The organism is Streptomyces sp. NPDC058274 (genome assembly GCF_042881375.1).
In the GTDB taxonomy this organism is placed as follows: domain Bacteria; phylum Actinomycetota; class Actinomycetes; order Streptomycetales; family Streptomycetaceae; genus Streptomyces.
Genome location: NZ_JBHVXW010000036.1, coordinates 1 through 25,621 on the forward strand (window position 1 = coordinate 1; position 25,621 = coordinate 25,621).

The window sequence follows — 25,621 nt, forward strand, 5'->3', positions numbered from 1 at the left end:
GCCGCATCCCGTGCGGCCGGTCGGTCACCTGTGCGCCCCGCGCCGGGGTCAGCCGCTCAAGGCGCCCGTCGCCTCGCCGGGTCAGTCGCTCATCGCGGCTGTCTCCTCGCCCGGCGCGCCCACCCCGGCCTGCGCCGGTCGACCGCCGGCGATCAGGCGGCGCCCGGTCGACGCCCCATGCGGTGCCAGCGGCGATCGGGGCGGCACCGGCGCCGTCGCCGCGGCGAGCTGACGGCGGGCCTCCGCCAGCGCCGGCCGCACGTCGCGGGTACCGGTCAGGACGCACAGTGTGTACGCCAGGTCCTGGGCCCGCTGAACGGGCTTGCCCGTGCCCTCCGCGGCCTCCCGGGCCGCGACCGCCTCGTACTCCTGCACGAGCCGGCGCAGCGTCTCAGGGTGGGGCATCAACATCTTCGTACTCCTTGGTCACGTGGCCTTCGGGCCAGGTCTGTCCTGGGCGGCGGGGCGGAAGTGCACTTTCGGCGAAAGCGGTGGAGTGGATCAGTCGGTCTGCGGCGTCTCCCCGGGGCTCCTGCGCCGGGTGCCCTCGCCGAGCGCCTCGGCGCGCACGCGGGCACAGCTGCTGCTGATGAGCCGGGAGACATGCATCTGGGAGATCCCGAGCCGGTCGGCGATGCGGCCCTGGGTCATGTCCTCGAAGAACCTCATGTACAGGATGGCGCGTTCACGCTCGGGGAGGCGGCTCAGTCCCCGCTTGGCGGCCTCGCGGTCCACCACGGTGTCGAAGGAGGAGTCGGGCCCGCCCAGGGTGTCGGCCAGGCTGTACCCGTCGTCCCCGGTGGGCATTTCGGCGTCCAGGGAGAGCGTGCTGAAGCTCTCCAGCGCCTCCATCCCGTCGCCTGCCTCCTCTTCGGTGAGGCCGCTGTGCTCGGCGATCTCCGCGAGGGACGGCTCCCGGGATCCGGGGTTCTGGGCGAGCTCACGCCGGGCTATCCGCACCTTGTTCCGCAGATCCTGCACGCGCCGCGGCACCCTCAACGCCCACATGCGGTCGCGGAAATGCCGCTTGATCTCGCCGGTGATGGTCGGCACGGCGTAACTCTCGAAGGCTCCGCGCGACGGGTCGAAGCGGTCGACCGCCTTCACCAGTCCGAGCGCGGCGACCTGACGAAGGTCCTCGATCGATTCGCCGCGGTCACGGAAGCGGCTGGCGATGCGATGCGCCATCGGCAGCCAGGCCTCGACCAGTTCGTCACGAATCGTGTCGCGCTCGTGTCCTTCCTCCAGCTCGAAGAGCCGCTCGAAGGCCGACGCGGTGTCCGGCGCATCGTCGTGGGCCCGCTTGGGGGCGGTCCTGCTGGGGGCCGAGCCGGTGGAACGGCGGGCTGATACGTCGGTGAGCATGCGAAATCGCTCCTCCACGGTGCTGTCTGGGTATGACCGCGGGATGCGGTGCCGCCGCCGAAGGACGGCCGAGGCGGCATACACTCCCGCTGGCGCGCCTCCGGTCCGAAGCACGAAATTCGGTTGCCCTGCCATCCTGCGATCAAACAGAAGGGTTCGCACCTCCAACGGCGTACACCCCGGAGACATGGCCTCGGCCGGTATACGGAGAATACGCAGGGTCGCTTCCACGGCTCGGATGCTTTCGGGCGCACGGCATAGGCGCTGCAATCCAGGGCATACGACCGGGTCACGGAATTCTGGTAATGCGCACTTCTGAGGAACCTCGGGCGGTGGGACCGGAGAGCCTCAGGCGGCCGAGAGCGGTACCACTGCCGTGATGCGCTTTCCGCCGTTGTGCAGAGTTGATACGACGATGTCGCGCGCGAGGCGGCAGATGATGGGCCAGCCATGGCCGCCGACCCGCATGCGCCCCCGTTCGTCGAGGCGCCGCACCGTCAGGGGCAGTTGATCGCTTCGATCACTCACCGACAGCATCAGTTCGCGGTCGAGCAGCGTCACTTCGAAGTCCGTGACACCGCCACCGTGCAGAATCGCGTTGGTCGTGAGTTCCGACGCCACGAGCAGGGCGTCACCGACGACGTCGTCATCGCCGGGACCGCCGCGACCACGGAATCGCCCTTCGAGAGCGTGCCTGACCGCCTGGCGCGCCTCGGCCGGGCTGCGCGGCCCACGTGAGCGCGACCGCTCCGGGAGAGCCGCCGTGTCGGTGGAGTGCGTCCGGTGTTTCCCGCACATCCTTCGCTCCTCTGCCTGATCGTGTGACTTCGTCGCATGGCCGGAATCCGGTCGGCGTCGCCGGGCCGGCGGCCGCGCTCCGTTACCATCCGAAAAAGCGCTGGGCCCGCCACAAGAACGTGCGGCGGGCCCATCGGAATGGGTGATCCTCAGTGCCGGAAGGCGTCCTTGGCCTTTTCCTTGGCCTGCTGGGCGTCGCCCTTCACCTGATCCGCTTTCCCTTCAGCGGTCAGCCGCTCGTTGCCGACCGTGCGGCCGGCGACTTCCTTGATCTTGCCCTTGGCCTCGTCGGTCTTGGCCTGCGCCTTCTTGTTCTCGGCCACTGCAGTTCACATCCTCACTGCTTCGACATTGCGATCTACCACTACGGCTGACCACGTAATGCCGCTCCAAACCCCACCGCTCGCGGATTCGGCCGCCATTCCCTCCAGAGGCCGAATCAAAGGGCCGGCGTCCCATGAATCTCCACCGGCCCCTCACGTGCCTCACCCCTCGCCCGGCGTTCCCACCGGCTCCGATGCGGCGGAGCCGGTGGGAAGCAACGGGGTCAGTTACGCGGGCACTCCTGCCAGGCCAGGTGGTAGACGGTGCTGATGTCGCCGTCGGTCGAGTCCATGGTCATGAAGCTGCTGCTGCCGGGGGTGGACGTCCCCGCGTTGACCCGGAGTTCGGTGTTGATGTTGAAGTTCCGTTGCACTCCGCAGGGCGCCCAGACCAGTTGCGCCCAGTCCGTGGAGTCGGTGGCCTGCCAGTTGTCGTTGTAGGGGCCGTTGAAGGGATGGGTCCTCGAGGCTGTGCTCGGCGAACCCTGGAAGTAGTACGACGCCTTCTCGGTGCTGCTGGCGCCCCGCTGAAGCGCGGCGAACCCGCGGTAGTCCGCGCTGGCGATGGCGTACGTGAAGCCCGCGGGCACGTGGACGATCAGGTTGAGCTGGCAGTTCTTGCGGAACGCGGTGGGGTCGGCGTTGCCTCCGACCTGGGCGAGGTAGTCGCTGTAGGTGACCGTGAAGGCCGTGTTGTCCGGGGAGACGGCGACGGCGGCGGTGCCCTGGGGGCAGCCGGAACCGTTCACCGTGGCGACCTTGATGACGATCTTGTCCGGGGGCGGGTCGGTGAACCCGGAGGAGGGGTCGTTCAGGGGGACCGCGGTGGCGAAGAGAGCGGCGATCGCGCCGCTCAGCAGGAGTCCACCAGCCATGGTTGTCCAATCCGTTGCGTCGGTGTTCCGGCGGCACGGGAGACCGTGCCGCCGCGATCTGGGGGGTGCGGCCCACCGCGTACGCGAGGGACCGTCACGGACCACGTGCAGGATCAGGCAGAGAAGCGGACATGTCATGCGCACGCCAAGTCGGCGCGTGCACTCGCCCCCACCCTGTGAAGGAGCTGTGAAGGCGGGGAGCGACCCGTATCGTACGTACGCACGACCGGAGCGGCCAGGGCGATCCCCGGCCAATCGCGGACGGCCCTGTTCCGGCCGCCTCACGAGGTCACCCCGAGCGGTCGACGCGGCGGTCGCCGCATGGCCGGAGACCAGTCGCCCTGAGCCCACTGGGGCGCTCACAGCTCGCGCCCCCAGGGCCGGGTAGTCTCCGCTGCACCCCCGCTCACCAGGAGAAACATGCCGGCCGAACGACCCCGGGTCCTGTACGTCACCGACCTCGCCTACGAGGCCAAGGGGCGGCGGTACTGCGACGAGGACATCTTCCTCACCGCGCGGCTGCGCGAGGACTTCGACATCGCCCTGTGCCATCCCCTCGACGCGGTCGCGCTGATGGACGCCTTCGATGCGGTCGTGATCCGCAACAGCGGGCCCGTCCTGAACTACCAGCAGGCGTACGACGCCTTCCGCGCCGAGGCCACCCGGCGCGGCACGCTCGTCCACAACGGCCTGACGGGCAAGGCCGACATGGCCGGCAAGCAGTATCTGGTGGATCTGAGCGCCGCCGGTCGTCCCGTGATCCCCACCATCGACCGCGCCGAGGACGCCGGCCGGCTGCCCACGGCCGATGAGTACGTCGTCAAGCCGAAGGCGGGCGCGGACTCCATCGGTCTGGAATTCATCACGCGCGACCGCCTGGAGGAGCTGACCTACGACGGTGTGCTCGTCCAGCCGCGCGTCCGGTTCCGGTACGAGGTGTCGTTCTACTTCGTCGACCACACCTTCCAGTACGCCCTGTACGCGCCCCGGCCCGAGCGCCGCTGGGACCTGGAGCGGTACGAACCCTCCGCCGCCGACCTGGAGTTCGCCCAGCTCTTCATCGACTGGAACGACATCCGGCACGGTATCCAGCGGGTCGACGCCTGCCGCGCGCCGAGCGGCGACCTCCTCTTGGTCGAGCTGGAGGACCTCAACCCGTATCTGTCCCTGGAGCTCCTGGACGACGAGACCCGCACCGCGTTCGTCGCACAGCTGCGGGCGTCCCTGTTCGGTCTTCTCGGCATCGGATCTTCCTGAACCGCTTCCCTTGCGGAGCCTGTTCAGGATCGGGGCCGACGTCGGTCAGCGGTATTCCGCCAGCCGGTGAATCGCGTGACGATTCCGACCAGGGCTTCCCGGTCCTTCACGCTCGGGCCCGCCACCGGCGACCTCGTCTCGACGCGCAGCCACCCCGTTCTCACCGAGGGCCGGCCGGACGCGGTCGGCGTATGGCTGTCGCCCGCCTGACCGGGCAGGCTTCAGCGGCGCCGACCGCCGGGGTCACGATCCGTGCAGCTCTGCTCAGTGATTCCTCGCGCAGGCGTCGTTGCTGTGGGCTACATTCGAGATCCTCGACCCAGCGCCTCTCGGTGAGGTCACGTCGCGGAGAATTGCGGAGCGGCGCATGCACCAGTTCAAGATTCCTCCCATGGCCACCGGGCTGATCCAGGGAGGGCTGGCCGACAGTCTTTTCGACACGGCACTGCGTACCCCGGACCTGCCACAGATCGCGCGCCGCGCCGATCACTCCTCCGGGCGCTGGTCCCCGATGACCGCCGCCGAACTGCGCGACGAGGTCGTCGACTTGGCCAGGGGGCTCATCGCCTCGGGCATCGCGCCCGGCAACCGCGTGGCCATCATGTCGCGCACCCGCTACGAGTGGACCTCACTCAGCTACGCGCTGTGGACGGTGGGCGCCGAGATCGTCCCGATCTACCCCACGTCGTCGCACGAACAGGTCTCGTGGATCCTCAAGGACGCCCACTGCGTCGCCGTGATGGTCGAGGACGAACAGAGCGTCATGACGGTCGCCTCCGCGTGCGCCACGCTCCCGCAGCTGCGCCACGTATGGCAGTTGGACACCGGAGCGCTGGCGGAGCTGGTCGAGCGGGGCCGGGCGATCCCGCCGATGACGATCGACTCATTGCGCCGGATCGTGATGCCCGACTCGACGGCAGTCGTCGCCTACACCTCCGGTACGACGGGCCACCCCAAGGGCTGCGCACTCTCCCACCGCAGCCTGGCGAGCCCCTGCGACACGCTGCTGGCGGGCTGGGGACACACGGCGGCCGCCCCCGGCGAACAGCCCGCGATCCTGGCCTTCCTGCCCTTCTCGCATGTGTACGGGATCATGGTCCAGGGCCTGTGTCTGCGCGGCGGACTGCTGCTGGGCCATGAGCCGGACGTGCGCGAGGAGGCCCTCTCGGCGGCCTTCCTGTCCTTTCGGCCCACGTTCGTCTACGCGGTGCCGTTCGTCTTCGAGAAGATCTACAAGAACTTCCTGCGGTCGGCCCAACGCAGCGGCCGGGGCGCGCTGTTCGAGCGTGCCGTCCGTACGGCGACGGACTTCGCCACGGCCAACGAACAGCACCGGCTGGGTACCGGCCCCGCGCCCGGCTTCGATCTGCGTCTGCAACACGCCTTCTACGAGAAGACGGTGTACCGGAAGCTCCGTGGCGCACTCGGCGGCCGGGTCTGCGGCGGGGTGTCCGGCGGCTCGCCCCTGAACCGCGAACTCGCCCTCTTCTACTCGGGTATCGGGATCTTCATCCACGACGGCTACGGACTCACGGAGACCAGCGGCGGGATCACCGCGCAGCCGGTGGGCCGGGAGAAGTTCGGCACGGTGGGCCGCCCGCTGCCGGGGACGGACGTCCACGTGGCCAAGGACGGGGAGATCTTCGTCCGGGGGCCCTCGGTTTTCCAGGGCTACATCAACGACCCCCAGGCCACCGATGCCGCCCTTGGGGACGGTTGGCTGGCGACGGGGGACATCGGCCGTTTCGACAGCGAGGGATATCTGTCGATCACGGGCCGCAAGAAGGACATCATCATCACGAGCGGCGGCAAGAACGTCGCTCCCGCGGCACTCGAAGAGCGCCTGCGGGTCCATCCGTTGATCCACCAGGCGGTGGTCGTGGGCGACAACCGTCCCTGTGTGGGCGCCCTGATCACCCTGGACCCCGACTTCCTCGCGCACTGGCGCACCGCCCGGGTCATGCAGGGTGACACGCCGGGCCGGGAGGTCCGGGAGGAGAACGAGCTGCGGGAGGAGGTCAGACGCGCCGTCGCCGCGGCCAACAGCACGGTGTCGCACTCGGAGTCCATCCGGGTCTTCCGTGTCCTCCCAGAGCCCTTCGACCTGGCCAACGGTCTGCTCACGCCCTCGATGAAGCTGCGCCGGGACGCGATCGTGCAGCGCTTCGCCGCCGAGATCGACGCGATGTATCAGACGTCCTCGAGGGTCCCGCGGGAGTACATGCGGGGCGATCCCTCGATCTGGGAGGAGTCGGACAACGTCTTCCGGTGATCCGCGCAAGGCCACGGGCCCCCGTGGGCCCGGGGGCCGGTCGGGTCGTGGCGGGGGACGTACGTCCCGCCCAGCAGCGCACGCAGCGGCGTCACCCGGCTCCTGACGGCAGGCAGTTGAGTCGTGTTCATGAGGACACCCTGCGCCGCAGCAGCCGCGGCAACCAGATCCCTGTGGTGCGCAGGACCGCTGGTCCTGGTTCCGGTACCACCACGGTGAGCGGGAATACCTCGGAGTGCGCCGCGTTGCCCCGCCTCGCCCGGGGGACCCCCTGGTTCAGCCGTCGTCGCTCGCCGTGGCGGACGGGGCCGGTTCCGCGGCGGCGGGCAGGCGCAGGATGAAGACCGAGCCGACGCCTCGATCGCTGGTCGCGGTGGCCGTGCCGCCGTGGGCGGCGACGAGCTGGCGGACGATGGACAGCCCCAGACCACTGCCGCCGGTGCGTCTGCTGCGGGACTTCTCCGCACGCCAGAACCGGTCGAAGACGCTGGGCAGATCCTCGGCGGCGATACCGCTGCCGGTGTCGGCCACCTCGAAGACGACCTGATCGCCCTCCCGGCGCGCGGCAAGCGTGACCGTACCGCCGGCCGGGGTGTGCCGGGTCGCGTTGGAGACCAGATTGCCGAGCGCCTGGCGCATGCGGACGGGGTCGGCCTCGAGCCACGGTGTGCCGTCGACGCGCGTGCGCAGCACGACACCCGCGGCCTCCGCCCCCACGCGGTGCGCCGCCGAGACCTGTTCGAGCAGTTCGCCGGCGCGGACCGGTTCCGGGTGCAGCCGGAGCGTGCCCGCGTCGGCGGCCGCGAGGTCCTGGAGGTCGTCGATGACGCGCTGGAGGACCAGCGCCTCCTCGTGCAGGGACGCGAGCAGTTCCGGGTCCGGGTCGACGAGTCCGTCGCGGGTCACCTCCAGCCAGCCGCGGATGTTGGTGAGCGGTGTGCGCAGTTCATGGGCGATGTCGCTGACCATCGCCTTGCGCTGGGCCTCCATGCGTTCGCGGCGCTCGGTCAGTTCGTTGAACGCCATGGCCAGGATGCCGGTCTCGTCCCGGGTGGTGATGGGCACCCGTACATGCTGCTCAGGTGGCTGCTGGGCCGCCTGGGTCAGGGCGCGCAGGGGACGTACGAGCCGGGTGGCGACCACGGCGGTCACCGCGACGGTGAGTGCGAGGACCAGACCCGCGACGCCCACGACCTTGGCCTTGTTGGCCGCCGACATGTCGAAGCGGGGCACCGCGCTGTCCGCGCTGCCCAGGAAGAGTTCGGCGACCGGGGCGACATACGGCGAGAGCTGCTCGCGGTGCGCGCTGTCGATGCACTCCGTCGTCTGCCCGGAGGCGTCGCTCCGCCGGTCCGGACCGGCCTTCCCCGAGAGGTACTTGGTCCGGATGCCCGTGCTCGTGAAGTCGAGCGTCATGGCCCAGGGCGCGGAGGCCGCCACGTGATGGCGGTCCAGGCACGCCGTGACGCGCTTCGTCAGTGCGTCCAGGGCCTTGGCCTCGGTGGCCGTCGGGGTGTTGAGTCTGCCGTCGGCACACTCCGTCGGAACGTATCCGCCCGCTGACTTCCCCTCCGGGTCGGTGAGGACGCTGCGGCCGCTGGGCAGCTGCCTGACCGCGGTCTCCAGCCCGTTGGCGGTGAAGCACCGCCGGCGCTTCGCCGCCAGCAACCGGACGTAGTCGCGTTCCGCGGGCGACAGCCGGTAGGGCCCCACCGCGCGGGGATCGATGCCGTTCACCTGCGCGCCGGGCTCCGTGAAGGTGTCGGTGTGCAGGGGGTCCACGACCGCGGCGGCGCGGGGAGGGAAGGCGGTCCTGCCCGGCGCGGAGTCCGCGATCGTCCTGCGGTCCGGGGTGGTCAGCGCGATCCGCCGGCCGGTTCGCTCCGCGAGGGCGCTGACGGTCTTCCCGACGCCGGACCAGTCGGGGTGGGTGGCGGCGTAACCGCTGAGCTGCCGGAGGATGCCGGTGTCATCGGCGAGCACCTGCCCCTGTTCCTCCTGGAGGGCCCGGGTGGTGGTCTGCACCGCCAGCCACGCCGTGGCCGCCACCGAACAGAGGGCGATCAGCACCGAGGTGATCAGCAGCCGCACCAGGAGGCTCTTGCGCAGCGGCAGAGCCCGGCTCACCCGCGCTCCCCGCTGAGCTTGTAGCCGGCGCCGAAGACGGTCAGCAGACGGACGGGCCTGCGTGGATCGGCCTCGATCTTCTTGCGCAGGTTCATGATGTGCACGTCCACGGCCCGCTCGGTGGACGCGCGGTCGATGCCCCGCGTGTACTGCAGCAGCTGCCGACGGGAGAAGACCCGCTCGGGCTCGGCGACCATGGCCAGCAGGATCGCGTACTCGGCCGGTGTGCACTCCACGGCCGAGCCGTCGCAGCGCACCTCGTGGCGCACCGGGTCCACGGCGATCCCGGCGGCCCGTACGGCGGGGTCGTCGCGTTGTGCGCGTCCGCTGCGGCGCAGCACGGTGCGGATGCGGGCCATCAGCTCACGGGGACTGTACGGCTTGGTCATGTAGTCGTCGGCGCCGAGCTCCAGGCCGAGGAGTACGTCGTCCTCCGTGGAGCGGGCGGTGAGCATGAGGACCGGTATGTCGTCGTCCCGGCGCAGCACCCGGCACACTCCGAAGCCGTCGATCACCGGGAGCATCAGGTCCAGTACGACGAGGTCCGGACGACGGCGGCGCACGGCGTCGAGCGCGGCCCCTCCGTCGTGGACCACGGTGGCGGTGTGTCCCTCCTGCTCCAGCGAGCGGCGTATCAACTCCGCCTGTTTCTCGTCGTCCTCGGCGACCAGCACATGTGCGCACACGCGGCCGATGCTAAGTGCCGGGACCGGGGAAGTGACGGGAGAGAGGTACTTCCCACACCCTGACACCTTCCTCACATGTGTCTGCCGGGATCGCATCCGGCAGCCCTGCTGTCGGCGTCCGTTGCAAGGCGCCGGCGGCTCAGCGGCTCAGCGAAGCCGCGTCCCCCATGACGATCACAGGGTCGCGGTCGGGGTCCAGGGCACGCAGCAGCGTCCTCATGTGGTCCTTGCGGAGGCTGACGCAGCCGTGGGTGGGGCCGCCGTGGTCGACGTGCAGCCAGATACCGCCGCCCCGGCCCGCACCGAGGGGGCGAGTCCAGTCCAGGGGTGTGGTGCCGGGCTCTCGGTTGTAGTTGATGGCGATCACGTAGTCGAACGAGCCGGCCAGGGACTCGCCGTCGAAGCCCGTGCCGGCCGCGTTGAACGCACCGGAGCGGTCGTACGGGAGGGTGGTGCCGGGGTCGGCGAGCCGGCCGCCCGCGTCGGTGAGCGTGTAGACGCCGGTGGGCGAGCGCAGGTCGCCGGCCCGGTGGTGGTCCGTCCAGCCCTTGAGTGCGTTGTGCGCCGGCCAACTCGCCCCGGCCCGCCAGCCGGCCGCGGAGCGCTCGTACAGAACGACGGTGGACACGGAGGAGTTCCTGCCCCGGCCCGTCACCACGACGGCCTGCTGTGCCGTCGGCGGGACCTCGGCCAGCGTGGTGGGTCCGAGGCCCGGGAGCTGCCGGGGTTGCGCCTCCCGGGACGCCACGGGAGCGGCGGCCGGTCCGGCCCTGCCTTCGCCGGCCGGAGCCGGGACGACTTCCTGGCCCGTCGTGGTCACCGCCCCGCCTCCGCACCCGGCGAGCAGCAGCGTGGCGGCGAGGACCGCGGCCGGAACCCGCAGCCGGCGTGCCGGCGCCGGGCGCCCGTCCGCCGGCTCCTCGCGGTCGCTGCTCGCGCCGGATACTCCGCTCGGCGAGGAAGGGGGTTCAGGAGTGTGAGTGATCATGCGTCGACCCTGACGGACAGATGTCAGGAACTCGTCAGGTGGGTCGGGGCGCGGCAATCAGCCGCTGTCCAGGCCGTCGCGCGTTGCGGACGATCACCACCTGCCGCCGGCCAGGAGCAGCTGGTGCACGGGCATTGAACCGTTCCGGGCAGGATTCCGTACAAGGGGCGGGAAGGTGGGGCCATGAGGTCGTCAGCTTCGGCGGACAGGGAGCGTGGCGGCTTGGCCGGAATACCCACCGGGGTGCGGGCACGATGACACGGGAACGACGTGCGGTCCTCGATCCCGGCGACGGCGAGCGCGCCACGGCAGCCGCCGCACCGGCCAAGGCGGCGTGTCCGCCCGCGCCGGTGGCCCCTCCGGCCGCCGAACCGCAGGCGCCCGCACCGACGACCGAGCCGGCCGGCGAACCGGGTGCGCCCACATCCGCCGGCGCACCGGCCGGCGGATCGCCCACGCCTGCGAGCGATGAGCCGCCCACGCCGGTGGCCGACGGGAGGCGCCCCGCCCGTCTCGACCGTCTGCGACAGCACCGGCGTTGGCTGTTCACACTCGCCGTGATCGCGCTGCTGGTGGAGATGGCGGTCGCGATGGTCACGACGGCCGTGGAGCAGACGCCGACCATTGACGAGCCGGTGTACGCGGGTACGGCGGTGGTCTATCTGCAACAGCACGACCTGCGCTACAACCCGGAGCACCCGCCCCTGGGCAAGCTGATCATCGGCAGCGGTCTGGCCCTCGCCCACCCGCACCTCGACCCGGACTTCACCGGTGACCAGACGGAGCTCGGGCGCCAGCTGCTGTACGAGTCGGGCAATGACCCGGATCGGCTGATGCTGTGGGCGCGGCTGCCGGTGATCGCCCTGACGCTGCTGTTCGGCCTGGTGGTCTTCGCCTTCGCCCGCGATCTGACCGGCTCGGCCGGCGGCCTGGTGGCGCTGGCCCTGTACGCGTTCTCGCCCGACCTCATCGCGCACGGGTCGCTGGCCACCCTCGATGTGCCGGCGGCCGGATTCCTGCTCACGGCCGTCTGGCTGGTGTGGCGGGCGCGCGATCGGCCGCGTCTGTATCTGCCGCTCGCGGGGACGGCGTTGGGGGCGGCCGCGGCGACGAAGATGAGCGTGCTCACGGCGGTGCCGGTGCTGCTGTGCCTGGTGGTCCTGTCCGTGTGGTCCGCCCGACGGACGCCCGACGGGGGCTTGCGCCCGCGCCTGCGGGTCCTGGCGCTGGGCGTCGCCGCGGCGGCCGGGGTGGCGCTGGTGGCCGTGGCCGTGGTGTGGGCCGCCTACCTCGCCGTCGATCCGCGACTGCGGTGGACGGCACCGGCTCATGTGCCGGACATCCGCGGAATGCGCGGGCTGATCGCCGACAGACTGCCCTTCCCGCAGCCGTACCGGGACGGCATGCGCATCCAGTTCGGCTTCGAGTACTCCACGTGGGAGGGCTTCCTGCTCGGCCGGCACTACCGCGGTGCACTCTGGTACTACCTGCCGACGGCATTGCTGATCAAGACGCCGCTCGGCATGCTCGCGCTGTGGGCCGCCGGCGCCGTCGTGCCGGCGGCCGTCCGCCGGCTGCGGCCCGCCGCGCCGTACGTGCTCACTCCCCCGGCCGTCCTGCTGGCCGCCGCGATGCTCGGGTCCCGCGATCTCGGCGTGCGGTACGCCCTGTTCATGCCGGTGTTCCTCGCGGTCGCGGCGGCCGGAGTGGTCATGCTGCGCCGCCGGTGGGCGCGGCTGGTGACGGCGGCGCTGGTGCTGTTCGTGGCGGTCAGCTCGCTGCTGACGTATCCCTACTATCTGCCGTACTCCAACGAGGCGTTCGGCGGGACCTCCCGGACCCATCTGCGGCTGCACGACTCGAACGTCGACTGGGGCCAGGACCTGGGACGGCTCGCCGACCGGCTGCGCCTGCGCTATCCCGGCGAACGGGTCTGGCTGGTCTACAAGGGCAGCGGCGTGCCCGCCTACTACGGCATCCACGCGTCCGATCCCCGCAAGGCGCCCGTGGGCTCGGTGCACGGACTGCTCGTCGTCTCGGACTCCTCGGTCGCCAAGGCGGAGGGCCGGCTGGCCGAACTGATCGACACCAGCAGGCCGGTCGACGAGGTCGGCCACTCCCTCACCATCTATCGGCGGCCGTGACTCCTGTCGCGCGGTCCGCGAGGACGGTGCGGATGACATGGCGCGCGTTCGCGGCGAGGACCGGGTTGGTGTCCTGGTAATAGGGGAGCTGGATCAACGCCATCGACAGGGCCCAGCCGCGACCGCGCTGCCAGGTGGCCTCGTCGGCGCCGGACTCCGCGCGGAAGAGATCACGAGCCGGGCCGGGCAGCAGGTTCCACGCCGGGATGAGGTCGCAGGCCGGGTCGCCGACACCCATCGTGCCGAAGTCGATCACCGCGGTGAGCCGGTCCTCGACGAGGAGCAGGTTGCCCGGCATCAGGTCGGCGTGCACCCAGACCGGTGGACCGGTCCACACGGGCGCCCGCAGCGCCGCGTCCCAGGCCGCGCTCGCCGCCGCCGTGTCGATGATCCCGTCCAGCTGCCCGAGCGCGTCGCGGGTCTCCGTGTCGACCTCCGTGAGTGGACCACCGCGGTAGGCGGGCGGCGCGTCCCGCGTGTCGACGCGACGCAGGGCGGTGATGAAGCGGGCCAGGTCCAGAGCGAGAGAGGACGGGTCGGCGAGCTGGTCCTGGAGCGGGTTCTCGCCCTCGACCCAGCGGTGCACCGACCAGGGCCATGGGTACGCCCCGTCGGGCGCACCCTTCCCGACGACCTCGGGAATGCGGAAGGGGAGCAACGGGGCCAACCGGGGCAACCAGTGGTGCTCGTTGAGGACGTCGCCGCTCGCGCCCCCGACCCGCGGCAGCCGCACGGTGAACTCGTCACCGAGACGGTAGACGGCATGGACCGTCCCCGCCGACCGCAGCCGCGCGAGCGGGAGGTGGGCCCACTGCGGGAACTGCTCGGACATCAGACGACGTACCAGAGGCAGGTCGATCGGCAGCTCGTCGTCGTGCATCAGTCCACCGCGGCTCACCGAGCGCCTCCGCCCTTCCTGGGCGTGTGCCCGTGGTCATCCGTCCGCCGGTGACCGGGGTACGCCCGGCCGCCGGGTTCGATCACGCCTCATACAACCAGCCGCCGCACGGGACGCGCACCGCATTTCCGGCGGAGCGGCTGTCACCCCCGGGCAGCGCGGCGAGGGCCGAGCCCATGGCCGGACGAGGCCCCGGAGAGCCGCGAGGGCACGCCCGGAGTACGCACCGGCGCGCAGCTGTTTCGTCGTACGAACTGTCGCGTCGAGGTGCGCGGGCGGGCCGAAGAAGCGCATTCTTGCTGTGTTACCGACTTGGCGGTACGCGGACGAGGACAGACCGATGACTGGGAGCGCCGAGGATGGACAGCGCGCGCAGGAACGGCTGGCCGCGCTGCTCAACGGTGCCGTGGCGGACTCGATCCGGGCGGTCGGCGGCTTCGCGGGGGGCGTGTATCTGCGCTCGCGTACTCCCGGGCTGCTGAGACTGGCCGTACTGGCAGGGCTGCCGGGGCCGCTGTTCCGCGGCTGGTGGCGGATGAGCATGGAGCGGCCGTTCCCGGTCGCCGACGCACACCGGCTCGGCAGCGAGGTCCGGCTCGCCGATGCCACCGAGACGATGCGCCGCTATCCGCAGCTCGCCGCAGGTCTGCCCTTCCAGTTCGGTTCGATGTACGTCCCGGTCGTCGGGGGTCACACCCGCTTCGGGGTGCTGACGGTGTTGCATCCGTCGGTCCAGGACACGACCGAGACGCCGCCGGACCGGGACCGGATGACGGCCGTCGCGGAGGAGCTGGGGGCCGCTCTGCTGGCGCTGGAGGAGGACCACCACGGGGTCACCTGGGACGGGGAGCCGATGTGTGTGCGACCGCCCGCGCTCGGTGCCTCACCGGCCCGCTTCGGCCGTTTCACCTGGGATCCGGCGAAGGCCACGGTGACCGGCGACGACGCGCTGTGGGACCTGCTCGACACCAAACCCGGGGATTTCGCCGGGACGCCCGAGGCGCTCGCCCGCGCGGTCTCTCCCGATGACGCCGGGCGGCTGCTGGCCGCACTGGAGGAGACGGCCACCGGACGGCCGCCGCCCCTTCCCCTCACCCTGCGCGCCCAGGCCGGCGGACAACGCCTGCTCGAGTTGTGGAGCCCGGATCACCCGCCCGGTCCGCCGCCCCTGGTGAACGGGCTCGTCATCGACCCGGGCCCGGGTCCCGCCGCGGCGGAAGCGACCGACCTGCTCGCCGAGGGGGTGTTCGCGCTCGACCGGCTGGGCCTGATCACCTACGCCAATCCGCGCGCCGCCGAGCTGCTGGGCCGGGCGCGTCCGGAGCTGCTGGGCCGTTCCCTCTGGGACGCCGTGCCCTGGCTGAACAGCCCCAGGTACGAGGATCACCTGCGCGGCGCGCTGTTGTCGCCGGAGCCGGTGCACTTCCAGGTCCGCCGTCCGTCCGGAGTGCGGGGCGCGCCGCGGCCGGCCGAGGAGAAGGCGGGGGGCGAGACGGAGGACGAGGGCGAGTGGCTCACGCTGTCCGTCCATCCGGGCCCGGACAGCCTGGCCTGCAAGGTGGTCCCCGTGGGCCGGGCCGCCTCGGCCGCGCAGTCCGCCCCCATGGACGCGCGGCTGCTCACGGACGAGGAGGCCGCCGGCCAGGGCTCTGCGGGCGGTGTCACTCCGACCGCACCGCTGTACCGCCCCATCGTGCTGGCCATCGCGCTGACCGAGGCGGTGACCGCCCGGCAGGTGTCCGAGGTGGTGATGCGGGAGCTGCTGCCCGCGTTCGGGGGCCGTCGGCTGGCCATCTATCTGCTGCAGGAACGCCACCTCTATCTCGCCTGGGAGACCGGCTTCCCGCAGGGTTTCCTCGCCCCCTTCGACGGCATCGGGCTGGACGCCGCACTGCCGGGCGTCGAGACACTCACCAGCGGCCGGCCCATCTTCTTCGAGTCGATGGCCCAGATGGCGGCCGCCTACCCGGGCATCCCGCTGGACGCCACGGAGGGCTCCCGGGCCTTCCTCCCGCTGATCGCCTCCGGACGGCCGGTCGGCTCCTGCATCCTCGGCTTCGAACGCCCCCGCACGTTCAGTACCGAGGAACGCACGGCGCTGACCGCTCTGGCCGGACTGATCGCCCAGGCCATGGAACGGGCACGCCGCTACGACACGGAGGCCGCCCTCGCCCGCGGGCTCCAGGAAGCCCTGCTGCCGCACCGGCTGCCGGCCCATCCGCAGGTCGAGACGGCGGGGCGCTATCTGCCGGGCACCCAGGGCATGGACGTGGGCGGTGACTGGTACGACGTCGTGGAGGCCGGGGACGGGCTGGCCCTGGTCATCGGTGATGTCCAGGGCCACGGGGTCCAGGCGGCGGCGACCATGGGGCAGCTGCGCAGCGCGGTGCGCGCGTTCGCGCTCGGGGACCAGCCCCCGGACGAGGTGATGAGCGGCACCAACCGCCTGCTGATCGACCTCGACCCGGGGCAGTTCGCCAGCTGCTGCTATCTCCGGCTCGACCCGGGCACCGGCAAGGTCCGGGCCGCCCGTGCCGGGCACCCCCAGCCCTTGCTGCGCCACCCGGACGGCCGTACCGAGGTCCTGGACCTGCCCGGAGGCGTCGTGCTCGGCGTCGACTCGGCGGCGGTGTACCCGGTGACGGACCTGACGCTGCAACCGGACGCCGTACTGGCCCTCTACACGGACGGGCTGGTCGAACACCCGGGGCGTGACATCGACGAGGGCATCGCCGCCTTGTGCGCGGCCCTGTCCCGCGCGGGCAGTCCGCGTTCCCGGCCGGGCGGGCCCTCGCTGGCCGCGACGGCCGACCTGCTCACCGAAGAGGCCCGCCAGGCGACCGAACGCCCGGACGACATCGCGCTCCTGCTCGCCGCCTGCCGGTCCGCGCGAGGGGACCGGCGCTGAACCTGCCGTACCGCTTCGGGCCATCGCCGTGATGGACCGGCGTCACGCTCCTCGGCAGCCTCGACCGCCGCTCGTCGTCCCGGCTTTCCTCCTCTCTCCAGCTCCATTGACGCCCGGCCGGATGGCGGTAATATTTCTGAACCGGTAATGCCATTGAACCGAAAGGGGACGGCCTTGGAGTCGCCTCTCACGACCCTTGCCACACCGCCTGTCGACGGCCTCGCGAAGGATGCCGGCCAGATCGCGGACCTGGCCCGCGAGCAGGCCGCCTCCACCGAGCGGAACCGCGCCCTGTCCCCCGAACTGCTCGCCGCTCTGCGGCGTTCCGGCCTGTTGCGCGCAGGCGGCCCCGCCGACATCGGCGCCCCTGAAGCACCGCCGGCGGTGCTGCTGGCCGCCGCCGAGCGCATAGCGCGGGGGGACGCCGCCACCGGGTGGTGTGTGGCGATCGCCGCGACCTCGAGCCTCCTCGGCGCGTATCTCCCCAAGGACACCGCGGCCGGCCTCCTGGGCGGCGAGAACGACATCGCGGCAGGTGTCTGGGCCCCTCGCGGCACGGCCACACCAGTCGACGGCGGCGTCCGGGTGACCGGGCGCTGGCCCTTCTGCAGCGGCATCACGCACGCCAACTGGTTCTTCGCCGGCGCGGTCCTCGCCACCGGCGACACCCAGGAAGAGGGCGCAGGCCCGGCGCTGCGCGTCGTCGCCCTCCCGACGGCGGACCTGGAGATCCTCGACACCTGGCACACCACCGGCCTGCGCGGCACCGGCAGCCACGACGTGGTGGCGACCGGCCTCTTCGTGCCCGAGGACCGCTGCTTCTCCATCGTCGACACCCCGCCCAGGGTCGACACGCCGCTGTACCGCTTCCCGCTGTTCGGGTACTTCGCGCTGTCGGTGGCGTCCGCCGCGCTCGGCAACGCCCGCGGAGCGATCGACGACTTCATCGAGCTCGCCGTCGGCAAGGTCGGTCAGGGCTCCCGCCGCACGCTGGCCGAGCGCCCGGCCACCCAAGCCGCCGTCGCCGAAGCCGAAGCGGCCCTGCGAGCGGCCCGCGCCGGCTACTACGCCGCGATCGAGGAAGCATGGGCCGCCGCCCAGGACGGCGCCGTCGGCGTGGAGCAGCGCCTCGGCCTGCGACTGGCGGCGACCCACGCCGTGCGCACGGCGGCCGACGTGACGCGCTCGTTGTACGACCTCGGCGGGGGCAGCACCATCTACGAGGACTCGCCACTGCAGCGCCGGTTCCGTGACGCGCACACCGCCACCGCGCACTTCCAGGTCAACACCGCGACCTGGGAGCTCACCGGCCGCCTGCTGCTGGGGCTGCCGGCGAAAACGGTTCAGCTGTGACCGCCGGCCGGCTCGGTGTGGTGGCGCCGTTCTGGCTCGACCGTCCCGACACGGAGGCCGTCGACATCGCCGTCGCGGCCCGGCGCCACGGCTACCGGCGCATGTGGATCGGTGAGATGGCGACCTTCGACGCGTTCGCTCTCGCCACCGCGATCGGCATCCGCGCTCCAGGCCTGCGGCTGACGGTCGGGCCGCTCGCCGTCGGCGTCCGCACTCCGGTCGCGTTCGCACTCGGTGTGACCTCGGTCGCGACGCTCACCGGCGCCGAGGTCGGCCTGGCCCTGGGAGCATCCAGTCCGGCCATCGTGTCCGGCTGGCACGACCGTCCCTACGCGAAGGCCGCGCCGAGGATGCGCGAAGCGGTCGACGTCCTGCGCGCCCTGTTCGCCGGGGAGCCCGCCCACTTCGACGGCGAGCACATCCGCACGCACGGGTTCCGGCTGCGCACCCCTGCCCCGCGTACGGCGATCACCGTGGCCGCCTTCGGGGCGAACATGACCCGGGTCGCCGCCGGCCACGCCGACGAAGTCGTCCTGAACCTCGTCAGTCCCGAGCAGGTCGCCGAGACGAGGGCCGTGGTCGACACCAGGGCACGGCAGCTCGGGCGCCGGCCCCCGGGGCTCGCCGTCTGGGTCTCCGCGGCCCTCGATCCCGGCCCTGCCACGATCATGCAGCTCGCCTCGCAGATCGCCGTCTACCTCAAACCGCCCGGCTACGGCGAGATGTTCGTCCGGCTCGGTTTCGGCGACCTCGTCGAACGTGCGCGCGGTGGCGAACCGCGTGCTTCCCTGGCCGGGGCGATCCCCCTCGAACTGCTCCAGTCCGTCGGCGCCATCGGCACCCGAGACCAGGTCGAGGCAGCCGTGGAGTCCTATCTCGCCGCCGGGGCCGACCACGTGGGAATCGTTCCGGCGACGGCCGACGACCCGGCGGGAGCACGCGTCCTCGCGGCTCTCCGCACGTACACCGAGGAGCTTGCGCCATGAACAGTGCCCCGCACGCACACGGGCTCGGGACGGCGGCCGACCCGTCCGATCTGACGCACCGATTCGACGGCGACTCGGTCAGCCGGGCCCTGGACCTGGTCGGCGAGCGCTGGACCATGCTCATCCTGCGCGAGGCCTTCTTCGGCGTACGCCGCTACGGGCAGCTCGCGCGCAATCTCAACATCCCGCGGCCCACGCTCTCCACCCGTCTGCGCAAGCTCGTCGACGTCGGCCTGCTCGACCGCGTGCAGTACGCCGACGATCCGGAGCGCTTCGAGTACCGCCTCACGACCGCCGGCCGCGAGCTGTTCGGGGCGATCGTGGTGCTCATGCGCTGGGGCGACACCCACCTCGCGGGGCCGGAGGGCCCCCCGATCGTGCTCACCCACGCGAACTGCGGTCGGGTCACCCGTCCGAAGCTCACCTGCGACGTGTGCGGTGAGGAGATCGCCATCAACAACGTCACGCCCAGCCGTGGACCCGGATTCCTCGACGCCGGCCCAGAACCGCACGACGCTCCGGCACACCCCGAGAGGAACTCATGATGTCGACAGCGCTCACCGGCCACCCGGCGTCCGGCGCACCGCACCCGGACGACCGGCCCCTCGTCGTCGGGCTCGGCGGAACGGCCCGCCGTGGTTCCTCCTCCGAGATCTGCATGCGCACGGCACTGGAAGCGGCGGAACAAGCCGGCGCGCGTGTCGAGCTGTTCACCGCCGACGACCTCGATCTGCCGATGTACCAGCCCGCGAGCAGCGACCGCACCGAGCGCGCCGTCGCGCTGGTCGAAGCGGTGCGGGCGTGCGACGGGCTCGTCCTCGCCTCACCCAGCTACCACGGGAACGTCTCGGGACTCGTCAAGAACGCCCTCGACTACCTGGAGGACCTGCGCGACGATGCCCGTCCCTATCTGGAGGGACGTGCCGTCGGCTGCGTCTCCTGCGCTGCCGGCTGGCAGGGGACGGTCGCCACGCTCACCAGTCTGCGCGGGATCGTCCACGCCCTGCGCGGCTGGCCGACCCCACTGGGGGTGACGGTCAACTCCGCGACACCGGTCGTCGTCGACGGGGCGGTCGAGGACGCCGAACTTCGGCTGCGGCTGCGGCTGCTCGGCGAGCAGGTCGTCGGCTTCGCCCGCGCACGCCGCGGCTGACACGACGACCGTCGTGGAGCGTCCCGTCTCGCGGCCTGGTCGCCGGGGTGCCGTCGGTGTTGTCCGACGGCACCCGGCCACCGCGTCGGTGCGCCGCGTCCATCAGTGCGCCGCGTCCATCAGTGCGCCGCGTCCAGACGGACGCGTTGATCCTGCGTCAGTTCCAGGTCCACCGCGGCCAGGTTCTCCTCCAGTTGGGCCACGGAGGACGCCCCGGCCAGCGGGACCACGGGCAGGGTCCCGCCGATCTGCCAGGCCAGGACGACCTGGTTCACGCTCGCCCCCGTCTCCTTCGCCACCTCCCGCAGCACCGCGAGCCGGGCGACCGTTCCGGGGTGGTCGTAGTCGGCCGGCAGCGGCTTGTCCTCCCGGACGTACGCACCGCCGAGCAGCGGTGAGTAGGCGACCAGGGTCAGATCGGGCTCGGCCCGCAGGTAGCTGAGGAGATCGGGGGTCGCTCCGCCGAGGCTGCCGTGCTCGAAGAGCGCGTCGGGTACGTCGGTGCGCGGGCGCAGAAGGCTGTGCTGGTACTGCAGGACCTCGTAGCCGGGCAGACCCGCGGCGGCGGCGAGCGCCCGGGCGCGCTCCACCCGCCAGGCGGCGTGGTTGCTCACCCCGAGCAGTCCGACGCTGCCCTCGGCCACCAGCCCGGCGAATCCCTCGACGGTCTCCGCCAACGGGACGGTCCGGTCCTCGATGTGCGCGTACAGCAGGTCGAGGCGCTCCACCCCGAGCCGCTCCCGGCTGCGTTCGGCCGCCTCCCGGATCACCTTCGCCGACAGGCCCTCCGGGTTGTCGGTGTAGCTCGTGCCGGGGGCCAGCGGGCGGGCGCCCAGCTTGGTCGCGATGACGATCTCGTCGCCGATGCCGCGGCTGCGCCGCCACCGCCCGAGCAGCGCCTCGCTCTGGCCGCCCTGGCTGCCGTCGGTCCAGAAGGCGTAGTTGTCGGAGGTGTCGATGAAGTTGCCGCCGGCCTCGACATAGCGGTCCAGTACGGCGAACGAGGTCTTCTCGTCCGTCAGCGAGCCGAACAGCATCGCGCCGAGCGCCAGCACGCTCACCTCACGACGGGTCTTCGGATCGGTGCCGATCATGCGGTACTTCATGAGTGTGTCCTCCCCTGAGGCCCGGCATCCGCGGGCTCGAACGGGAGTCTGGAGCTTGAAGCGCACTTCAAGTCAAGCCCGACGGCGTCGTGGTAACTTCCGTATACAAGGTGTATGCGATCTCAGGGGGTAGTGGTGGCGTCAGGTCGGGAGAAGGCGTACGCGTACCTCAAGGACACGGTGCTGACGGATCCCGCGATGCAGGGCGAGTACCTCTCGGAACAGGAGATCGCCGACCGGATCGGCGTCTCACGCACCCCGATCCGGGAGGCGCTGCTCCTCCTCGCGGCCGAGGACCTGGTCGAGCTGGTGCCCAAGCGGGGGGCACGCGTGGCCCCACTGTCGGGGCGGGAGATCACCGAGCTGATGGAGCTGCGCGGGATCGTCGAGCGGTACGCGGCACAGCAGGTCATCGGGGCGGGCGGCGCCCCCGTGCCCGAGCTGGCCGAACTCCTGGAGCGGCAGCGCGCGCTGAGCGGCCCCGAGCAGGCCAAGGAGTTCATCGACGTGGACCACCTCTTCCACTCGACGCTCGTGTCGGCCGTGGGCAACGCACTGCTGAACCGGCACTACGACGGGCTGCGCAGCCGTCAGGTCCGGGCCGGTGTGGTGGCCCTGTACAACCGGCAGGGCCGCCAGGAAGCCGTGCTCGACGAGCACCGGGCGATCGTGGACGCCCTCGCCTCCGGGGACGCGGCGGCCGCGTGCGCGGCGATCGACAGCCACCTGGAGTCGACCCTGAAGGTGCTGCTCGCCGGATAGCGGGACCGCGGGGCGCCCGCTGCCGGCAGCCTCCTCGAGACGCCGGCAGCCGGTCGCGCCCGCGCGGAACCCGTCAGCCCGCCTCGTCCGCGGGATACGTGACCACCAGCATCGTGACCCCGTCGGCCGACGTCCACGGGCCGTGCGGCATGCCCGGCGGGCGGCACGCGTACGTCCCGCGCGGGAAGGTCTCGTCGAGTGTCAGGTCGTGGAGGGAGCCTTCGAGGAGGTAGACCTCCTCCCAGAACTCGTGGCGGGCCACGCCCTGCGCGGAGGTGTCGGTGCCCGGGTCCCAGCGCTGGAGCACGGTACGGCGTTCGCCCGACGCGTCCTCGGCCAGCACCTGTTCGGCCACTCCCGGCCCCGCCCCGGCCGGCGCGCGCCAGGGTCCGGCGGGGACGTGGAACTCCAGCTCCGGCTTGCCCGTCTTGTCCGTCATCGCTCCCCCAGCCTGCGGTTGGCGAGCACCGGGATCCGCTCGCGGACCGACGCCACCTCTTCGATGTCCAGGTCCGCCAGCAACAGCCCCGGTTCGGCGCCGAGTTGATGGCGTTCGGTCCCGTCGGGGCCGACGACCAGGCTGTGCCCGACCCCGGTGGGCGCCGTTCCTTGGGGCATCACTCCCCCGGTGGCGGGGTCGGCCTGGCCGACGGCCGCGACCCACACCGTGGCGTCCAGCGCCCGGGCCCGCACCAGCAGTTCCCACTGATCGGCCTTGCCCGGCCCCGCGCCCCACGACGCGGCCAGCAGCGTCGCCACCGCGCCCGCGTCGGCATGCGCCCGGAAGAGCTCCGGGAAACGGACGTCGTAGCACGTGGCCAGGCCCAGGCGGGCGCCCGCCACGTCGATCGTGACGATGCGCGAGCCGGCGGCGACGGTGTCGGACTCGGCGTAGCCGAACGCGTCGTAGAGATGGATCTTCTCGTACGCCGCCTCGACCCCGCGTCCCGTGGCGAGCAGGGTGTTGGACACCCGGCCGTCGGGAGCCGGGGTGAACATGCCCGCCACCACCACGACGTCCGCCGCCTCGGCGATGCCCCGCACGGCGGTGGCCCACGGCCCGTCCAGGGGCTCGGCGACCGGTGCCAACGGGGTGCCGAAGCAGGCCATGGACGCCTCGGGGAACACGACGACGTCCGCGCCGGCCTCCGCCGCGCGCTCGGTCCACTCCTCGATCAGGCGGAGGTTCTTCTCGGGTTCGGATCCGGTGACGAGCTGACTCAGTGCGATGCGCACCGTGAACCGCCTTTCGGCGCGGGGAGGGATGGACGGGTGCAGGAAGAGTGTCGGGGCAGGGTCACCGGACTGGGGTGACGGCCTCGGCCTCCTGGGCCGTGGCGAGCAGCGCGTCCTCCTTCTGGGCGAGGTCGGAGTTCCTGCCCAGGGCCAGGCCGGTGAGCGTGACGGCCGCGGCCACCGCGATGTAGAGAGCGAGCGGGACCCAGCTGTCGTAGGAGCTGAGCAGGGCGGTGAACAGCAGCGGGGCGATCGCGCCACCGATCAGGCCGGCGAGCGTGTAGGCCAGTGAGGAGCCGGTGTAGCGCAGCCGGGGCGAGAACTGCTCGGCGATGAAGGCGGCCTGCGGCCCGTACATGAAGGAGTGGATGACGAGGCCCATGATCACGCCGAACACCAGCAGGGGCCACGAGCCGCCATCGATCAGCAGGAAGAAGGCAAAGGGCCACACACCGGCGGCGATGGCCGAACAGCCGTACAGCAGGCGTCGGTTGATCCGGTCGGAGAGGGCGCCGGCCAGCGGGATCAGGAAGATCTGCAAGGAGGATCCGACGAGCACGGCCGTCAGCGCGGAGCCGCGCGACATGCCGAGGCGGTCGGTGGCGTAGGTCAGGACGAAGACGGTGAACATCGCGTACAGCACATCGGGGCCGACCCTGCAGAGGATCGCGGCGCACAGGGCGCGGGGCTGGGTGGTGAACACCTCGCGGATCGGCGCCTCGGGACGGGTCTGCTCGGCCTCCATCGCCTTGAACACGGGGGTCTCCTCCAGCTTCGCCCTGATCCACAGGCCGAAGGCGACCAGGACACCGGACAGCAGGAAGGCCACACGCCAGCCCCAGGACAGGAACTGATGCTCCGTCAGCAGCGCACCGAGGGCCGCCAGGACACCGTTGGCGAGGAGGTTGCCGGCGGGCGGTCCGATCTGGGCGGCGGAGGCGTAGAAGCCGCGGCGGCGCGGGTCGCCGAACTCGCTGGACAGCAGGACGGCGCCGCCCCACTCCCCGCCGACACCGACACCCTGGGCGAACCGCAGGACGACCAGGGCTATCGGGGCGGCGACGCCGGCCGTGCCGTACGCGGGCAGCAGGCCGATGGCGAAGGTGGCCACGCCGATCAGGACCAGGGTCGCGATGAGGACCTTCTTGCGGCCGATCACATCTCCGAGACGACCGAAGACGAATCCGCCGAGCGGGCGCGAGACATAGCCGACGGCGTAGGTGGAGAACGCCAGGAGGGTGCCGGTGAGGGGGTCTTCCGAGGGGAAGAAGAGGTCGCCGAAGACCAGGGCCGCGGCGGCCGAGTAGACGGCGAAGTCGTACCACTCCAGCGCGGTGCCGGTGAGGCTGGCGAAGAAGGCCCGGCGGATGCCGGAGCGGCTGGGGGATGCCGCCTGATCACCCTGCTGGGTGTATTGCATGTTGCCCGTCCTTGCGTCGAGGGGACATCGACCTTTCGGCATACTTCTTGTATACAGGTCGTATGCGCAACCCCTGCGCCGGAAAAGTTAACCGTGTCGCAACCCGCCTCTCTGGGAGTGCCCATGTCTGTACTGACCTTCGAGCTGCCCGACGGATCCACCCGTGACGTCGACGTCGTGCACGTGCTCAACGCCGGATACGCCGGGCGCAGCCAGGACGATGTCGCCGCTCATGTGGCCGAACTCGCCGAGCTCGGAGTGCCCGCGCCCTCGGTGACGCCTGCCCTGTATCCCGTCTCTCCCTACCTGGCCCAGCAGACGGATCGAGTCGCCGCACAGCACGCCCACACCTCCGGCGAGGCCGAATGGGCCCTGGTGGTGGCGGACGACGGGGAACTGCTGCTCACCGCCGCCTGCGACCACACCGACCGCGATCTCGAAGTGCACGGCGTCGCCTGGAGCAAGAACGCGGGGCCCGATGTACTCGCCCGGCGCGCCTGGCTCCTGGCCGACGTCGAGCCGCGGATCGACGAGCTGACGCTGCGCGCCTGGGTCACCCATGACGGCCGGGAGACCGAGATCCAGCGTGGCACACTCGCCGAACTGCTCACTCCGCGTTACTGGGCGGACGTCCTGAGCGCCCGCGGCGACCTCGCACCCGGCACCGTCCTGATCTCGGGGACCATCCCGATGGCCGCGGACGTGGACCAGTTCGCCGACGGCTGGCGCGTGGAGCTGGGTGACCCGGCCACCGGGAACACGATCGAGCTCGCCTACGCCGTGGTGCCGATGCCCGAGCCCATCGGCTGAACCGCCTCGACACCCCGCCTCGATCCCGCCCGTAAGCCGGCACCGAGGAGCCGGATGCCGGATGTCGGATGCCGGATGCGCACGACCGGCGTACCGGCTCGGACATCACGGAGACACCCGACACAGCACCGGGCCGGGGGGGGGGGGGCGGCCC

24 protein-coding genes are annotated in these 25,621 nt (G+C 71.6%); 11 read left to right on the forward strand and 13 right to left on the reverse strand.

Annotated features, from left to right (window positions below):
• Positions 1-81 precede the first annotated feature (81 nt).
• The 5 genes from ACFVYF_RS37485 to ACFVYF_RS37505 form a co-directional block, all read right to left on the reverse strand.
• Positions 82-405 (reverse strand): DUF5133 domain-containing protein, encoded by a 324-nt coding sequence (locus ACFVYF_RS37485; RefSeq protein ID WP_389462530.1) that lies wholly within the window; start codon positions 403-405, stop codon positions 82-84.
• Positions 406-501: 96 nt separating this feature from the next.
• Positions 502-1,365 (reverse strand): SigB/SigF/SigG family RNA polymerase sigma factor, encoded by an 864-nt coding sequence (locus tag ACFVYF_RS37490; RefSeq protein WP_389462531.1) that lies wholly within the window; start codon positions 1,363-1,365, stop codon positions 502-504.
• 348 nt (positions 1,366-1,713) lie between these two features.
• Positions 1,714-2,163, reverse strand: coding sequence for an ATP-binding protein (locus tag ACFVYF_RS37495; protein ID WP_389462532.1), 450 nt, complete (start codon positions 2,161-2,163; stop codon positions 1,714-1,716).
• Positions 2,164-2,312: 149 nt separating this feature from the next.
• Positions 2,313-2,486 (reverse strand): CsbD family protein, encoded by a 174-nt coding sequence (locus ACFVYF_RS37500; RefSeq protein ID WP_383290056.1) that lies wholly within the window; start codon positions 2,484-2,486, stop codon positions 2,313-2,315.
• A 224-nt stretch (positions 2,487-2,710) separates the two neighbouring features.
• Positions 2,711-3,361 carry a DUF4360 domain-containing protein gene (locus ACFVYF_RS37505; RefSeq protein WP_389462533.1) on the reverse strand — a complete coding sequence of 217 codons (651 nt, stop codon included), beginning with the start codon at positions 3,359-3,361 and terminating at the stop codon, positions 2,711-2,713.
• A 420-nt stretch (positions 3,362-3,781) separates the two neighbouring features.
• Between ACFVYF_RS37505 and ACFVYF_RS37510 the strand changes: the two genes are divergently transcribed.
• The 3 genes from ACFVYF_RS37510 to ACFVYF_RS37520 all read left to right on the forward strand — a co-directional run bounded on the left by ACFVYF_RS37510 (position 3,782) and on the right by ACFVYF_RS37520 (position 6,890).
• Entirely contained in the window at positions 3,782-4,618 is an 837-nt protein-coding gene (locus ACFVYF_RS37510) for a hypothetical protein (RefSeq protein ID WP_389462534.1), read from the forward strand.
• A 75-nt stretch (positions 4,619-4,693) separates the two neighbouring features.
• Positions 4,694-4,828 (forward strand): hypothetical protein, encoded by a 135-nt coding sequence (locus tag ACFVYF_RS37515; protein WP_389462535.1) that lies wholly within the window; start codon positions 4,694-4,696, stop codon positions 4,826-4,828.
• Positions 4,829-4,985: 157 nt separating this feature from the next.
• A complete protein-coding gene (locus ACFVYF_RS37520; RefSeq protein WP_389462536.1) occupies positions 4,986-6,890 on the forward strand; it encodes an AMP-dependent synthetase/ligase in 1,905 nt (634 codons plus the stop codon).
• Positions 6,891-7,166: 276 nt separating this feature from the next.
• Here ACFVYF_RS37520 and ACFVYF_RS37525 read toward each other — a convergent pair whose 3' ends face one another.
• From ACFVYF_RS37525 to ACFVYF_RS37535, 3 genes are all read right to left on the reverse strand, one after another.
• The gene (locus ACFVYF_RS37525) at positions 7,167-9,017 is read right to left on the reverse strand and encodes a sensor histidine kinase (RefSeq protein WP_389462537.1); all 1,851 of its coding nucleotides are present in this window, start codon (positions 9,015-9,017) and stop codon (positions 7,167-7,169) included.
• Positions 9,014-9,703 carry a response regulator transcription factor gene (locus ACFVYF_RS37530; RefSeq protein WP_389462538.1) on the reverse strand — a complete coding sequence of 230 codons (690 nt, stop codon included), beginning with the start codon at positions 9,701-9,703 and terminating at the stop codon, positions 9,014-9,016. Before ACFVYF_RS37530 ends, ACFVYF_RS37525 begins: the two co-directional genes overlap by 4 nt.
• Positions 9,704-9,842: 139 nt before the next feature.
• Positions 9,843-10,691: a L,D-transpeptidase family protein gene (locus tag ACFVYF_RS37535; protein WP_389462539.1), complete on the reverse strand. Its 849-nt coding sequence runs from the start codon at positions 10,689-10,691 to the stop codon at positions 9,843-9,845.
• 578 nt (positions 10,692-11,269) lie between these two features.
• Between ACFVYF_RS37535 and ACFVYF_RS37540 the strand changes: the two genes are divergently transcribed.
• Complete coding sequence (locus ACFVYF_RS37540) at positions 11,270-12,835, forward strand: phospholipid carrier-dependent glycosyltransferase (RefSeq protein ID WP_389462551.1); 1,566 nt, start codon at positions 11,270-11,272, stop codon at positions 12,833-12,835.
• Here the strand turns inward: ACFVYF_RS37540 and ACFVYF_RS37545 are convergent.
• Positions 12,813-13,715: an aminoglycoside phosphotransferase family protein gene (locus ACFVYF_RS37545; protein WP_389462552.1), complete on the reverse strand. Its 903-nt coding sequence runs from the start codon at positions 13,713-13,715 to the stop codon at positions 12,813-12,815. The genes ACFVYF_RS37540 and ACFVYF_RS37545 overlap by 23 nt on opposite strands.
• Before the next feature lie 358 nt (positions 13,716-14,073).
• Between ACFVYF_RS37545 and ACFVYF_RS37550 the strand changes: the two genes are divergently transcribed.
• From ACFVYF_RS37550 to ACFVYF_RS37570, 5 genes are all read left to right on the forward strand, one after another.
• Positions 14,074-16,641, forward strand: a complete 2,568-nt coding sequence (locus tag ACFVYF_RS37550) for a SpoIIE family protein phosphatase (RefSeq protein ID WP_389462540.1) — start codon at positions 14,074-14,076, stop codon at positions 16,639-16,641.
• A gap of 174 nt (positions 16,642-16,815) precedes the next feature.
• Positions 16,816-17,994: an acyl-CoA dehydrogenase family protein gene (locus tag ACFVYF_RS37555; RefSeq protein ID WP_389462541.1), complete on the forward strand. Its 1,179-nt coding sequence runs from the start codon at positions 16,816-16,818 to the stop codon at positions 17,992-17,994.
• On the forward strand, positions 17,991-18,980 hold the full coding sequence (locus ACFVYF_RS37560; protein WP_389462542.1) for an LLM class F420-dependent oxidoreductase: 990 nt from the start codon (positions 17,991-17,993) through the stop codon (positions 18,978-18,980). The genes ACFVYF_RS37555 and ACFVYF_RS37560 overlap by 4 nt, the downstream gene beginning before the upstream one ends.
• The gene (locus ACFVYF_RS37565) at positions 18,977-19,525 is read left to right on the forward strand and encodes a winged helix-turn-helix transcriptional regulator (protein ID WP_389462543.1); all 549 of its coding nucleotides are present in this window, start codon (positions 18,977-18,979) and stop codon (positions 19,523-19,525) included. The genes ACFVYF_RS37560 and ACFVYF_RS37565 overlap by 4 nt, the downstream gene beginning before the upstream one ends.
• Positions 19,522-20,133: an NADPH-dependent FMN reductase gene (locus tag ACFVYF_RS37570; protein ID WP_389462544.1), complete on the forward strand. Its 612-nt coding sequence runs from the start codon at positions 19,522-19,524 to the stop codon at positions 20,131-20,133. The genes ACFVYF_RS37565 and ACFVYF_RS37570 overlap by 4 nt, the downstream gene beginning before the upstream one ends.
• Positions 20,134-20,252: 119 nt before the next feature.
• Here the strand turns inward: ACFVYF_RS37570 and ACFVYF_RS37575 are convergent, their stop codons facing one another.
• Positions 20,253-21,239, reverse strand: a complete 987-nt coding sequence (locus ACFVYF_RS37575) for an aldo/keto reductase (protein ID WP_389462545.1) — start codon at positions 21,237-21,239, stop codon at positions 20,253-20,255.
• A gap of 135 nt (positions 21,240-21,374) precedes the next feature.
• Here ACFVYF_RS37575 and ACFVYF_RS37580 point away from each other — a divergent pair, with 135 nt between their 5' ends.
• Positions 21,375-22,001: a GntR family transcriptional regulator gene (locus ACFVYF_RS37580; RefSeq protein WP_389462546.1), complete on the forward strand. Its 627-nt coding sequence runs from the start codon at positions 21,375-21,377 to the stop codon at positions 21,999-22,001.
• A gap of 73 nt (positions 22,002-22,074) precedes the next feature.
• Here ACFVYF_RS37580 and ACFVYF_RS37585 read toward each other — a convergent pair whose 3' ends face one another.
• From ACFVYF_RS37585 to ACFVYF_RS37595, 3 genes are all read right to left on the reverse strand, one after another.
• Complete coding sequence (locus ACFVYF_RS37585) at positions 22,075-22,440, reverse strand: cupin domain-containing protein (RefSeq protein WP_389462547.1); 366 nt, start codon at positions 22,438-22,440, stop codon at positions 22,075-22,077.
• Positions 22,437-23,237, reverse strand: a complete 801-nt coding sequence (locus ACFVYF_RS37590; protein ID WP_389462548.1) for a carbon-nitrogen hydrolase family protein — start codon at positions 23,235-23,237, stop codon at positions 22,437-22,439. Before ACFVYF_RS37590 ends, ACFVYF_RS37585 begins: the two co-directional genes overlap by 4 nt.
• Before the next feature lie 61 nt (positions 23,238-23,298).
• A complete protein-coding gene (locus ACFVYF_RS37595; RefSeq protein ID WP_389462549.1) occupies positions 23,299-24,657 on the reverse strand; it encodes an MFS transporter in 1,359 nt (452 codons plus the stop codon).
• A gap of 123 nt (positions 24,658-24,780) precedes the next feature.
• Between ACFVYF_RS37595 and ACFVYF_RS37600 the strand changes: the two genes are divergently transcribed.
• Entirely contained in the window at positions 24,781-25,467 is a 687-nt protein-coding gene (locus tag ACFVYF_RS37600; protein ID WP_389462550.1) for a DUF2848 domain-containing protein, read from the forward strand.
• The last annotated feature ends 154 nt before the right edge of the window (positions 25,468-25,621 follow it).